The organism is Streptomyces longispororuber (genome assembly GCF_024448165.1).
In the GTDB taxonomy this organism is placed as follows: domain Bacteria; phylum Actinomycetota; class Actinomycetes; order Streptomycetales; family Streptomycetaceae; genus Streptomyces; species Streptomyces longispororuber_A.
This window is the reverse complement of the sequence record NZ_JAMOLN010000027.1, coordinates 23348-36585: the sequence shown is the minus strand read 5'-3', so window position 1 is coordinate 36585 and position 13238 is coordinate 23348. Positions and strand designations below refer to the sequence as shown.

Annotated in this window: 10 protein-coding genes and 2 pseudogenes; 9 read left to right on the top strand and 3 right to left on the bottom strand. The window is 69.3% G+C overall.

The window, feature by feature from the left end:
* Window positions 1-2277 precede the first annotated feature (2277 nt).
* From M4J07_RS10700 to M4J07_RS10680, 5 genes and pseudogenes are all read left to right on the top strand, one after another.
* A complete protein-coding gene (locus M4J07_RS10700) occupies window positions 2278-3291 on the top strand; it encodes an aldo/keto reductase (protein ID WP_255970249.1) in 1014 nt (337 codons plus the stop codon).
* A gap of 200 nt (window positions 3292-3491) precedes the next feature.
* Window positions 3492-4003: pseudogene (locus M4J07_RS10695) on the top strand (transposase family protein); the annotation flags it as partial.
* 367 nt (window positions 4004-4370) lie between these two features.
* Window positions 4371-5156 (top strand): helix-turn-helix transcriptional regulator, encoded by a 786-nt coding sequence (locus M4J07_RS48230; RefSeq protein WP_255970246.1) that lies wholly within the window; start codon window positions 4371-4373, stop codon window positions 5154-5156.
* 91 nt (window positions 5157-5247) lie between these two features.
* Complete coding sequence (locus tag M4J07_RS10685; protein ID WP_255970243.1) at window positions 5248-5685, top strand: hypothetical protein; 438 nt, start codon at window positions 5248-5250, stop codon at window positions 5683-5685.
* Window positions 5686-5796: 111 nt separating this feature from the next.
* Window positions 5797-6918, top strand: a pseudogene (locus M4J07_RS10680) (IS630 family transposase).
* A 26-nt stretch (window positions 6919-6944) separates the two neighbouring features.
* Here M4J07_RS10680 and M4J07_RS10675 read toward each other — a convergent pair.
* A complete protein-coding gene (locus M4J07_RS10675) occupies window positions 6945-7262 on the bottom strand; it encodes an Imm51 family immunity protein (RefSeq protein WP_255970240.1) in 318 nt (105 codons plus the stop codon).
* Window positions 7263-7954: 692 nt separating this feature from the next.
* On the bottom strand, window positions 7955-8830 hold the full coding sequence (locus tag M4J07_RS10665; RefSeq protein WP_255970237.1) for a helix-turn-helix transcriptional regulator: 876 nt from the start codon (window positions 8828-8830) through the stop codon (window positions 7955-7957).
* A gap of 83 nt (window positions 8831-8913) precedes the next feature.
* Here M4J07_RS10665 and M4J07_RS10660 point away from each other — a divergent pair, with 83 nt between their 5' ends.
* The 4 genes from M4J07_RS10660 to M4J07_RS10645 all read left to right on the top strand — a co-directional run bounded on the left by M4J07_RS10660 (window position 8914) and on the right by M4J07_RS10645 (window position 11714).
* Window positions 8914-9549 carry a non-oxidative hydroxyarylic acid decarboxylases subunit B gene (locus M4J07_RS10660; RefSeq protein WP_308284747.1) on the top strand — a complete coding sequence of 212 codons (636 nt, stop codon included), beginning with the start codon at window positions 8914-8916 and terminating at the stop codon, window positions 9547-9549.
* Entirely contained in the window at window positions 9539-10966 is a 1428-nt protein-coding gene (locus tag M4J07_RS10655) for a non-oxidative hydroxyarylic acid decarboxylases subunit C (RefSeq protein ID WP_255970234.1), read from the top strand. Before M4J07_RS10660 ends, M4J07_RS10655 begins: the two co-directional genes overlap by 11 nt.
* Before the next feature lie 33 nt (window positions 10967-10999).
* Window positions 11000-11248: a non-oxidative hydroxyarylic acid decarboxylases subunit D gene (locus M4J07_RS10650; protein ID WP_255970231.1), complete on the top strand. Its 249-nt coding sequence runs from the start codon at window positions 11000-11002 to the stop codon at window positions 11246-11248.
* Between the two features lie 340 nt (window positions 11249-11588).
* A complete protein-coding gene (locus tag M4J07_RS10645) occupies window positions 11589-11714 on the top strand; it encodes a hypothetical protein (protein WP_255970228.1) in 126 nt (41 codons plus the stop codon).
* 507 nt (window positions 11715-12221) lie between these two features.
* On the opposite strand, the gene M4J07_RS10640 is transcribed toward M4J07_RS10645, so the two are convergent.
* Entirely contained in the window at window positions 12222-13226 is a 1005-nt protein-coding gene (locus M4J07_RS10640) for a helix-turn-helix transcriptional regulator (protein WP_255970225.1), read from the bottom strand.
* Between the last annotated feature and the right edge of the window lie 12 nt (window positions 13227-13238).

Below are 13238 nucleotides of genomic sequence, written 5' to 3'. Positions count from 1 at the left end.
CGGTGGGGCAGCTTCAGTCGACTGCCTCCCACCCCATCTGCGCCGGCACCCACCGCGGCGCCTTCGCAACGGGTGGGATCGCGGCCGCTTCACACCGCCGCCACGCCGACGGCCGGCACCTTGCACCGCAGGCAGAGGGTGCGCCCAGTGCGGCTGTTGCCCCTACCGCCCGTCCCATCGGCGGCCGTTGACGCGTCCCCGTGGTGTTCCACGAGCGTCCTGCCGGTGTGCATGGGTCGCGTTGTGGCACTGGGGCCAGAAGGGCCTGTGCGGCCGCCCTGAAGGCCGCACAGGCCCTTCTGGCCCCACGGGTCCAACCGCGGCGCGTTCGGCCCGCAGGCGGCACTGTAGGCGCGCTGAAGGCTGTTGCAGTCCGCGGGGCCGGTGCCGCCCGCGCGGTGTGAGAGCGAACGGCCGAGGCGGCCACACTGGCGGCGCCTGGTGGCGGGCGTCCTCCCGGCGGCCAACGCCGGTGGCAGTTCGGGCTGATGACGGGCGATCAACCAAACCACAGGCCCCTTCCCGCCCCCACCCGGCCATCGCCCCGTTCGCCTCATCCATGTCGTCCGTGCGTTCATGTCGTCCGTGCGTTCGCGGGCGGCGGCCGGGGATGGAGGGAGGGGCTGGTCTTCTGCTGATTGGTCTTCTTGAAGTACTTGTTCTTCTAAGGGGTCGGATTAACCTGCGCAGGCTGAACCTACGCAGGTAAATCCGACTTAGGTTGTGACCTGCACGTTTACGGGCCGCCGTCCAGAGACGGAATATCCGGCGCAGGTGATGACCTGCAAGACGCGCCGCCCACCTTCACCCGGCTCCTCCACCGCACCCCAAGACGGCTACGCGGACGCAAGAGACAATCACGCCGTCGGGCATGCCCGTGATCACCTGACTGCAACAACGTCATGCGGCGCGCGCCGCACACCCCGCTCCCCCGCTCACCACCGGGGCACACCGGATCAGGCCCCCGAACCCGCGGCACACCCAGCCCTGCCCGCACCCTCCATCCGCGCCCGCACCCCAGAAGACAGCCCGCGACCGCTTGCCCAGGCATGATCTGGCCCGACGCAACCCACCGGCCCGTCACCGCGCGACGGGCACGCAGACCGGTACGCGGCCTCGCGCGTCCACCCACCAGACACACCGTGAATCGGCTGCGCACCCCCGCCCGCATCCACTGCGCAAGCTGCACACCCGGCTGCGCAGACACCCACAACCGCAACTGCGCACCATCCGAACCCGGCCCGCCGGCCGGCCCCCAAAAGGTACGCAGTGCGCGTGCGCACTCGCCCGCTCACCGTCGTGCGCAGGCCACCTGCGCAGCACCCCGAGGTGCCCTGCCGCGGCAACTGCGCAGCCCCGGGCCCCGGTACGCGTCCACATCTCCAACGCGTACCGGACTCCGCGCACCCACACCCACCCGATACCCGTCAGGCAACGGCCCCACCCCGCTGATCCGACCGCCTCCCCTGTCGACCGGTACGGGTTTGCAGCGCGCCGAAAAACGCATACCGAAAGGCGTACCGGTCAAGCACTCGTCCAGGTCACCGGCCCACCAGCAGCTCGCACGGCTCTCGCGGCCAAGCCGTCGGGGCGAGCACCGGTACGCGTTGTGACCAGACCCCGAAGCCCGACCGGTACGCCATGGGGGCACCCGAAGAACGCATACCGGTGCCCTGCCCCAGAGCCGGTACGCATGTGCGCACCCCGCGCTGCACAGTCCGTGAAGGGACCACTGCGCACACGCCCCACGGACCGCAAGCATCACTGCGCACTCGCGCGACAGATGTGCGCAGCAGCCTCTGACTGCGCAAGTGCGCAGCCCACAGGCACTCCACACGAGCGCTGCGCACCTACACTGCGCACCTCGCCTCCCGCTCACAGAGCAATGCACCGCCAGGCCGGCGCACCAGACCGGTGCAACGCAGACAGCAAGTGCGCAACACGGCACCGCCCCGCGCGGCCGGCCCACCTGGCTCTACGAGTTCCAGCTGCGCTCCACCGCACCCGGCTTCACGGGCCTGGCCCACAACTGCACGGACCTGCCCTTCTCCTTCGACCTCGTGGACGCCGAGGGCGAGGGCGGTTTGCCGTCGGGGTGAGTAGTGCCCCACGCGCTGGGCTGAGGATTGACAGTTTGTTACTCGCTGCGGCTGGGTTCTCTGGTACGTCTGGCCGAAACGGCCAAAAACCTGACAGGGCACACATGCGACATGCCTCTGAATACCGGACCCAGACGTACTTGCGGTTGAGCGCACTCCAACTCCTAGGTTCGGCCGCATGCGATACATCAAACTCGGAACGACCGGGCTGGAAGTCTCCGCCATCACCCTCGGCTGTATGAGCTTCGGCGAGCCGGGCCGGGGCGGCGAGCCCTGGTCGCTGGGCGCGGACGCCAGCCGGGACATCATCAAGCGGGCCCTTGAGAGCGGCGTCAACTTCCTCGACACGGCCAATGGGTACAGCGCCGGAAGCAGCGAGGAGATCGTCGGCCAGGCGGTGAAGGACTTCACCCGGCGCGAGGAGGTCGTTCTCGCCACCAAGGTCTGGATGCGGATGCGCCCCGGCCCGAACGGCGCCGGGCTGTCCCGCAAGGCGATCTTCGCCGAGCTCGACGCCTCCCTGAAGCGACTGGGGACCGACTACATCGACCTGTACCAGATCCACCGCTGGGACTACGACACCCCGATCGAGGAGACCCTGGAGGCGCTGCACGACGCGGTCAAGTCCGGGAAGGTCCGCTACATCGGCGCCTCTTCCATCTACGCCTGGCAGTTCGCCAAAACCCTGTACCTGGCAGACCTGAACGGCTGGACCCGGTTTGTGTCGATGCAGGACCACTACAACCTCATCCACCGGGAAGCAGAGCGAGAGATGTTCCCGCTCTGTGCCGACCAGGGCATCGGTGTGGTCCCGTGGAGTCCACTGGCGCGAGGAAGGCTGACGCGGACCCGGGACACCGCCACAGCTCGTGCCGGGAGCGACGCGGGCGACAAGATCCTCTACCGCGACGAGGACCAGGCGGTGGCCGAGCGCGTCCACGAGATCGCGGGCAAGCGGGGTCTGTCCCCGGCCCAGGTCGCCCTGGCCTGGGTCATGCGCAACCCGGTGGTGACCTCGCCCATCGTCGGGGTCACCAAGCCGGCCCAGCTGGCCGACGCGGTCGCCGCGGTAGACATCGAACTCGACGACGACGACGAGGCCGCCTACTTGGAGGAGCCCTACCAGCCGCACGACGCGGTCTACCTGAAGGAGTCCTTCTACAAGCAGCAGCCCGTGACAGGCTCCCGGTAGTCAGGGCTACCGCCGGGCCTTCGACGCGTCCTTGGCCCCGGCCTTCACAGACCTGTGGTCGGCCCGGCGGTGCTTGCGGGCGGTCGCCCGCAACTGCATGATCCGCGCGCCGCCCACCAGCGTAGTGAGGGTCTGTCAAACGAGCGGGTCTGTCACGTAGTCGGTGGTGACGGCGGGCAGCCGTCCATGATCATGACCTCGTGGTGGATATCAACTCCCTGGTGGGAACGGTGTTTTCGGGGCTGTCCCGGTTGGTCGTCGAGGAGGTGGCGGACGGCGGCGACTCGGTCGTGGTCATGGCCCGCACCCAGGATGGCGCGGTGCCATGCCCCGCGTGCGGGACGCCGACGGCGAAGGTGCACGGGTACCACGGGCGGACGGTGAAGGACCTGCCCGTCGATGGGCGGCCGGTGGTCGTGTACCTGCAGGTCCGGCGCCTGGTCTGTGGCGTTCTTGGCTGTCGGCGGCAGACCTTCCGTGAACAGATCCCCGGGCTGCTGGGGCGTCATCAGCGCCGCACGGTTCGGCTGACCGCTCAGATATCCCAGGTGGCACGGGAGTTATGCGGCCGGGCTGCTGCGCGTCTGGCCGGTCTACTTGCGATGCCTGTCTCGCGCAGCACCGCGTTGCGCTATCTGAAGCGCCTGCCGCTGCCCGGGCAGGCGATCCCAACGGCGATCGGCGTGGACGCTTCGCCCTGCGGCAGCGCCATTGGGGATAGCTGGGCCGAAGCTTGGGCCGAGCAACCTGCTGGAAGTCGCCCGGGGGGCGAGTCGATCCGATTCGCCCCCGCGGATCGTGCCGCAGTGAGCCCTGCTGGGACAAGGCCGTCGTGTGTCCTCGTTGAACGAACCTGTCTACTCGGAGAATTGCACGATGGCCACCCCATGGCCAGACGCTGCCCCGGGATCACTGATTCACCGCTCGACTGGACGCCGTCGGCGACGGCCCTGGCGGCCAGCCCTGGAAGCGTTCCCGACCTTGTGTGACTTCGGTGTAGATCCGCAAGTGGGGGGCTAGCATTCCGGCGTAGTTGAGGCCCACTTCCCCACCGGCCGGGGTGTACCAGAGGGAGAACGGTGGACCAGCGTGCACTGCCTAAACAGGACTTCTCGGTGTTCGCCGATCCCGTGCGGTTCTCCGGACCAGGGCGGCTGCGGGTGACGGAGGCGATGACGCGCCTAGAGACCGAACGGCAGCGGGTGGTCCGGGCGATGGAACGCGGGCAGCCGGTCGCCGCACGTGTCCTCGGACGAGGCGGGCCGGAGATCAACCGAAATCTCGCCCGCGAGGTCCCAGCCTGGCGCACCCTCGACGCCGTCCAGGCCAGGGGTTCCGTGGAGCAACTCGCCGTGAGCCTCCCGAACAACACGTTCGCGATGAACGCCGGCCTTCGGATGATCAGCGTGTGGAACCGCGACGCCCTGAGCCCGGACACGCGGCTCGTGCTGTCCGGCGAGGACCCGGAGGTGTACTTCTTCGGCTACGGGCCGTTCCAGATGAAGATCGTCGACAGCGGAGAGGTACTCCTTGAGGGGGCCACCGTCCGCAACCAGACGACTGTCATCGCCGTGCGGGACGCCGCGTGCATGGCCGCCGCGCGCCACTACTGGGACGCCGTGCGTGCGACGACGTACCCATGCGCCGCCGAGGTACCACCCGCCGACGGCCTCACCGAACGCCAGCGCCGCGTCGTCGCGCTCCTGCTCACCTGCTCGTCGGACGAGCAGATCGCCCGCCGACTCGAACTGAGCGTGCGCACGGTCCGGACGGAGGTCGCCGTGATCCTTGACCTCCTCGACGCCCCGAGCCGCTTCGTGGCGGGGTTCCGGATCCGCGAGCTCCTGAGCCGGATCACCACCTGACCGGCCCGCAACCGCCGCAGACTGCAGGATGTTGCAATCTTGCGTCGACGGCGCCCGGCAGTCTGCCGCCATGCGAAACCACGGAAAATTCATGAGCGGCCTGACGGCCGTCGTCGGCGCCGTGTTCGGAATGACCATGCTGGCTGCCACGCCGGCGGCGTCCGCCGAACAGATCGCGCACCAATGCGAGGGCACCGAGGTCGTCCGCTGCGCCAACATCGAGATGCCGGCCACCGGCGTCTTCAACGCGCACGGCCGGGTGACCGACACCGCCGGAGGCACCGACTACGATGTCCAGGTCACCGAGGTGCGGCTCGAGTACTACGTGAACGGCAACTGGTCACTCCTCAAGCTGGATCAGCCGGGCAACTACTGGGAGTACGACCAGGACGTGGAGCGCACCACCACGTATTCGTGCGGTTCGTCGGCACGAAAGCTCGTCCGCGCGAAGGTCTACGTGCGGTGGTTGAGCAGCACCGTAACCGGCGACTGGGTCACGACACCGTCGACATACATCTGCCCCCGCTGATCGCGTGACCCTGCCCCAAGGTTTCCAACTTGGGTCCGTGCTGTGCCCGGAAACCTTTGCCGGGCCGCTCGTTGTGCTGGATGTCAGGACGGCGTGTGGCAGGGGGCGGGTATGGCATCACCGGTGAGGGTTCGCCGGCTGACCGAGCAGGAGGGGCAGAAGCTGCAGCGGATCGTTCGGCGGGGAAGCACCAGTTGGGTGCGGATCCGGCGGGCGATGATGCTGCTGGCTTCGTCGGACGACACCCCGGTCCCGGCGATTGCACAACTGGTCCAGCCCGACGAGGACACCGTCCGGAATGTGATCCACCGATTCAACGAGATGGGCCTGGCCTGTCTGGACCCTCGGTGGGCGGTAGGCCGTCCCCGCCTGCTGAGCATTGAGGACGAGAACTTCGTCGTCGAGACGGCCACCACCCGGCCCACGGCACTGGGCAAGCCCTTCACCCGCTGGTCGATCCGCAAGCTCGCCGACCACCTGCAGCGCAACATTGCCCGCCCGATGAGGATCGGCCGGGAGGCCCTGCGCTGCCTCCTGATCCGCCGCGGGATCTCCTTCCAGCGCACGAAAACCTGGAAGGAGTCCCCGGACCCGGACTTCGACACCAAGCTGGACCGCATCGAGTTTGCCCTCACCGAGCGGCCGGACCGGACGTTCGCCCTGGACGAGTTCGGGCCGCTCGGCATCCGCCCGACCGCGGGATCGTGCTGGGCTCCGAAGGTGAGACCGGAACGATTGCCGGCGACCTACCGCCGCACCCACGGCATCACCTACTTCCACGGTTGCTACTCAGTCGGCGACGATCAGCTGTGGGGCGTGGTCCGCCGGCGCAAGGGCATCGACCACACCTGGGCGGCACTGCGGTCGATCCGCGCAACCCGCCCGGACGGCGCCCCGATCTACGTGATCCTCGACAACATGTCCGCGCACCTGAACTGGCGGATTCGCCGCTGAGCCGCCCGGAACAGGGTCGAGCTCTGTTTCACCCCGACCTACGCGTCCTGGGCCAACCCGATCGAGGCCCACTTCGGCCCTCTGCGGCAGTTCACCCTCGCCAATTCGAACCACCCCAACCACACCGTCCAGACTCGGGCTCTGCACGCCTACCTGCGCTGGCGCAACCAGAACGCCCGCCACCCCGACGTCCTCGCCGCCCAACGACGAGAACGCGCACGGATCCGCAGCGAGAAACACATCCGCTGGGGCGGCAGAACTCTCCAGCTTGCGGCCTGAATCCGGAAGAGCTGCTGGTCACAGCATTAGTCGTCGAACTCGAAGCCTGCCGTCTCGGCACGGACAACGATCTCGCGAACTGCGGTGGAATTCGAGATCATGGGCTCAAGGGCAGTTTTGAGCTGCGTGAGGTCACTCAGGCTCCCGAGCGCACAGAACATGCCACCCTCGCTGTCGAAATCGAGGCGCTCAGCGAGATCCGGCCAGGCGAACTGCACAAGGCCCTCCCAGAAGTACCCATTCGGCTCGTGTCCGGCAGCAACTACTGCAACATCGGCGACCAGGTCACCGGCAACGAGCGTCAGCGAGTGTTCGCCGTCAAAGTCATGCAGGGTGAGAGTCACGGCGCGATCTTCCCATGCCCAGCCAACCTGGCCTTGGCCGAACCCCCGCCCGGCGAACCTTCCTGGTCACAGCACTAGGCCCAGCTCATCGAGATCGCCGGCGAGGCCACCGGCAGCAAGTTCGGCTACACGGTACTGCCCATGCTTGCCTTCCGCCCCGGCCGCCGCTTCGTCAAGCAGCTCGACGAGATGTACGAATTGCTCGCCCGCTACCGCGACGACAACATCTTCGACACTCGAAGTTCGAGGCCCGCTTTCCCAAATTCCAGATCACGAGACATCGGGAGGGAGTGGAGCGGATCCTCGCCGACTGCCCCATCGACAGATCCTCCTCGCGGCTGACTCGTGCCGCGATGCCGAACCGGCTCCGATACTCCGACGGCGTGACGCCCGTGGCGCGCTGAGGTCCTCCAGGGGCGTCCGCAGCGGCGAGGCGTACTTCTCGTCGCGCTTGGTCTCGCCGCGCCCTCGCTCCGCCTCGGCGCCGAACACCGAACACCGAAGGCCCACCGCCCTGCGCGCCCCGGCTGATGCAGTTGGCGACCTGATCGCGGCGCGCGGGGATGGCCGCCTTGATATTCCGGCCCCGCAGCAAGCGGCGAATCTTCCGGGACGCATCGGCCTTGTCCGCCACAACGCGGTCCGGTCTGGTGCGGGGGCGTCCGGGCCCGATGCACGGGACGCGGATCGTGTCAGGCCCGCGCCCGGAACGCCCCCGGTGTCACCCCGGTCCGCAGCCGGAAGAACTTCGTGAAGTCGCTGGGGTCGTCGAACCCGAGCCGCCCCGCCACCTCCTTCGCCGGCATGCCGCTGTGCCACAGCAGCCGCTTCGCCTCCAGGAGGACCCGGTCGTCGACGTACTGCTTCGCGGTACGCCCCGTCGCGGCGAGGGCGGCACGGGTCAGGGTGCGGGGGCTGTAGCCGAGGGCCGCCGCGTAGTCCTCGACGCGGCGGGTCACCGCGTGGTCGCGCTCCACGGCCGCGTGGAAACGGTGGAAGGTGTCACGGGACGCGGCAGGTGCCGGGGCGCGTACCGCCGCGAGGCGCATCACGAGCACCGACAGCAGCGCGCGCAGCACCTCGGCATGGGTGTCCAGCGGGAGCGAGGACATTGCCCCGTACTCGTACATGAGGTGTTCGACCGCCCGTCGTACCGCCTCCGCGTCCCGGCCCCGCGGGGTCAGCGGACGCTGTTCGTACGGCGGATCCATATGTGCGGCCGAGACGGTCGCCGGTGCCAGGAAACCGGCCTTGAACAGCACGATCACGCCGTCCGCCGACGCCAGATCCGGGCCGAAGCGCTGCACCTGGCCCGGGCGGATCCACATCCAGGACCCCGGGCGCAGCTCGTACTCGACGAAGTCCACAGCCACCCGCAGCGGGCGCTCACGGGCGCCGATCAACTGGTGGAAGACAGGACGCAGCGGCGCGTACGGGTCGTTGCCGTGGCGCAGCGAGCGGTCGTGAAGGTCGGCCAGCTCCTCCACCTCGACACCGGCAGGTGCCCCTACGGTCGGCGTGTACGCGAGATCCCGTACCTCGGGGCGTACGTGTCTGATTTTCCCCATCGTGAGTCCCGAGCGTACCGCTGCCGCCCCGCTCCCGCCGTCTAGCGTGAAAGCACAGGTCAGCGACGTGTGAGGAGTGTCCTGTGCGATTGGTCGTGGGAATGACCGGGGCTACGGGAGCTCCGTTCGGTGTCCGTCTGCTGGAGTGTCTGCGCGAGCTGCCCGACGTGGAGACACACCTGGTGCTCTCGCGCTGGGCGCGCACCACGATCGAGCTGGAGACCGGCCTGTCGGTGGCGGACGTGTCCGCGCTCGCCGACGTGACACATCATCCGGACGACCAGGGCGCCACCATCTCCTCCGGCTCGTTCCGCACCGACGGCATGGTGATCGTGCCGTGCTCGATGAAGACGCTCGCGGGCATCAGTGCCGGATACGCCGAAGGGCTCGTGGCCCGGGCCGCGGACGTCGTCCTCAAGGAGCGGCGCAAGCTCGTCCTCGTCCCGCGCGAGACACCACTGAGCGAGATCCATCTGCGGAACATGCTCGAACTCGCCCGCATGGGCGTGCAGTTGGTGCCACCCATGCCCGCCTTCTACAACAACCCGCGGACGATCGACGACATCGTCGACCACATCGTCGCCCGGGTCCTCGACCAGTTCGACCTGCCGGCCCCGGCCGCCGAGCGCTGGGCCGGCATGCGCGCCGCCCGCACCGCCCGCGCCGCGGCCGATGCCCTCACCTCCGTACAGAACACAGGAGTCACCCATGCCCTATGACGATCTGCGCAGCTTCCTCGGCACCCTGGAGAAGGAGGGCCAGCTGCTGCGCATCACCGAAGAGGTGCTGCCCGAGCCCGACCTCGCGGCCGCCGCCAACGCGACGGGCCGCATCGGCGAGAATGCCCCCGCCCTGTACTTCGACAACGTCAAGGGCTTCACCGACGCCCGGATCGCACTGAACGTGCACGGCTCCTGGGCCAACCACGCCCTCGCGCTCGGACTGCCGAAGCACACGCCGGTCAAGGAACAGGTCGAGGAGTTCGCGCGGCGCTGGGACGCCTTCCCCGTCGCCCCCGAACGCCGCGCGGACGCGCCCTGGCGCGAGAACACTCAGGAGGGCGCTGACGTCGACCTCTTCTCCGTCCTTCCCCTCTTCCGTCTCAACGACGGTGACGGCGGCTTCTACCTCGACAAGGCCGCCGTCGTCTCCCGCGACCCCGAGGACCCGGACGACTTCGGCAAGCAGAACGTCGGCACGTACCGCATCGAGGTCATCGGCGCGAACCGGCTCGCCTTCCAGCCCGTGCCCATGCACGACGTCGCCCAGCACCTGCGCAAGGCCGAGGAGGTCGGCGAGGACCTGCCCATCGCCATCACCCTCGGCAACGACCCCGTGATGGCGATCGTCGCCGGCATGCCGATGGCGTACGACCAGAGCGAGTACGAGATGGCCGGCGCGCTGCGCGGGGCGCCCGCCCCAATCGCCACGGCGCCGCTCACCGGCTTCGACGTGCCGTGGGGCAGCGAGGTCGTCATCGAGGGTGTCATCGAGTCGCGCAAGCGGCAGATCGAGGGCCCCTTCGGCGAGTTCACCGGGCACTACTCGGGCGGCCGCCGGATGCCCGTCATCCGCGTCGACCGCGTCTCGTACCGCACGAACCCGGTCTTCGAGTCCCTCTACCTCGGCATGCCGTGGACCGAGTGCGACTACCTCGTAGGTCCCAACACCTGTGTGCCGCTGCTCAAGCAGCTGCGCGCCGAGTTCCCCGAGGTGCAGGCCGTCAACGCCATGTACACGCACGGCCTCATGGTGATCATCTCGACGAAGAAGCGGTACGGCGGCTTCGCCAAGGCCGTCGGCATGCGCGCGATGACGACTCCGCACGGGCTCGGGTACGTGGCCCAGGTGATCGTCGTCGACGAGGACGTGGACCCGTTCAACCTGCCGCAGGTCATGTGGGCGATGTCGGCGAAGGTCAACCCGAAGGACGACGTCGTCGTCATCCCGAACCTGTCGGTCCTCGAACTCGCGCCCGCCGCCCAGCCCGCGGGCATCACCAGCAAGATGATCATCGACGCGACGACCCCGGTGGCCCCCGACGTCCGCGGCAACTTCTCCACGCCCGCCAAGGACCTGTCAGAAACGGCGGCCTGGGCGACGCGCCTGCAGAACATGATCGCCGCCCGCCACTGAACCGTACGCACCTCCCCAGGAAGGACCACTCCCATGACCGACAAGCTGCTTGAGGGCACTGAGTGCCCCCGCTGCCCCGCCGACACCGTCACCCGCCTCGCCACGTCCCCCGTCCCCGGAGCGTGGGACGTCCTCCAGTGCACCCGGTGTCTCTACACCTGGCGCACGAGCGAACCCGCCCGCCGCACCCGCCGCGACGCCTACCCCGAGGCCTTCAAGCTCACGGAGTCCGACATCGAGAACGCGATCGAGGTCCCGGCGGTGCCGCCGCTGCGCGTGTGACCTTGACACGATGACAAGGTCGTCCGGCTGTCCTGGGCGGTCCGGCGCGTGGTCCGGGCCGCGGCCACCGAGAGGCCGCCGGGACCTTGCTCAAGCCGGATTCCGACCAAGTCCTGCTGCCCGGTACCGACTCGGCGGCCCTGAGGACCGCCGGCTTCGGGGACATCGGCGTCCCGCCCTCACCGCACCCGGGGCATCCGACATCGTCCACGCCCGCGAGGCCGGCCGGCGGGCGGGTCAGGACCGGGGGTGCGGCCGGCCGGTGACCCGGTCCACGATCCCCCGTGTCAGGTCGTGCGCTCCGTCCTCCAGGTTCCATCTCCCTTTCCGGGAGGCGCAGTTGGTGACCCAGAAGGCCATGGTGCCGTCGGACGGGAAGCGGGCGAGTTCGGCCAGGGACCAGCCGTTGCCGCCGTCGTGCCAGGCGGCCGTCCTGCCGTCGATGTCGGTCAGGGCCCAGCCGTAGCCGTAGGAGCCAGCCTGCGCCGCACACGCCGCCGCGAGCGCGGAACTCGACTGCGACCACTCGCCGTTCTTCTCCGAGCCGGATCAGCTCACCCAGCTGCTGGCCGGGCAGACACCGGGGGCGGCCCTGGGAACCTGACCCCGGACTCCGTCACGCTGCGCGAACACCTCAAGGAGCGGATCCACGCCTCGCTCCCGCTCGATGCGGGGCCGTACGCGGTGGGTCGAGGTGCCCGTCGAGGTTGACGGCAGGAGCCGTCGGACGGGAGTGCAGCCGCACGCCGTTGGTGAGGCGGCCAAGGGCTCGCCGCCCAGCGCGCCGACGGCCGCGGGGCCGTCACTCCCCACCGGACCGCCGACACCTTGCGCGCCGCGCTCAACGCCGCGGTCCGCACCCGGTGCCTGACCCACGACCCCGCCGCCTACGCCGACCACCTGGCCGACCCTTTGCCGCTGATGGTCGGCACCGCGCTTCGTTGTCACGGAGGGCGGCCGGCACGGATCGCTGCTATACCCAGCCCCGTTGAGAAGCCCGCATCCCCAGCTGGAATCTGCTCGCCGCACCCAGGCGCTCCTGCAGCTCGCTCACGCGCCGCCGCAGCGTCCGCAGACTCACTCCCAGGTGGCGAGCCACCGCCTCGTCCTTCATCCCGGCCGCCAGCAGCCGGGTCAGCGTCCGCTCGCTCTCGGTGAGTCCGCCGTCGTCGACCGCCTGACCCAGCGGAGCGGCCTGCTGCCAGGCCATCTCGAAGAGCTTCTGCAGGGCCTCGGTCACCGCCGAGTGCCACACCACGACGGCGCAGTAGCCACCGGCCGTGGAGGCGGTCAGCGGCAGCAGCGCCCGGCATCCGTCGACCACAAGGAGTTTGAGGGGCACGGACGGCAACACGCGTGCCTGCTCGCCGAGTTCGACCATCCTGAAGGCCCGGGACAGGACCTTCGGATCCTCCAGGCCGGTCGCCGAGTAGATCCCCCGGGAGACGATTCCGCGACTGAGGAGATCGGCCTGGAGGTCCACCTGCGGACCGGCCGGGGCGAGATACGGCGGCGTGTCGAACAGGCACACCTCGTGCTCCGCGCGCGCGTACATCTCCTCCAGGCGTGCCGCGATGGCACCCTCGCCGGAGGCCACCTCGACAAGGCGGGACGGTTCCTCGCGCAGCAGCCCCGCCTCGAACACGGTCGCCATCTCCTCGGCGGTCGCGGCCAGCAGTTCGGACTCCGTCTCGCGCCGTCTGATCAGCCCCCGGATCGCCACCCGGGGATCGACGGCCCGTATCCCGCCCATGGAGTCCGGTGGTTGCAGCAGCCCGAGCGCGAGCAGCCGGTCGCACACCTCACGGACCCGGGCCGGGGAGACACCGGTCAGCAGGGCCCAGCCGGTCAGGCCGGCGTCGGGCTGATTGAGGATGGCCTGGTACAGCCGCTCGTCGAATGCGGAGACCCCCACCGCGGCCCAGGGGCTCGCGGCGGAGGTCTGCCCGTCCTTGTTGTCGTACGCCGTGGTCTCCATGACCCGGACGGT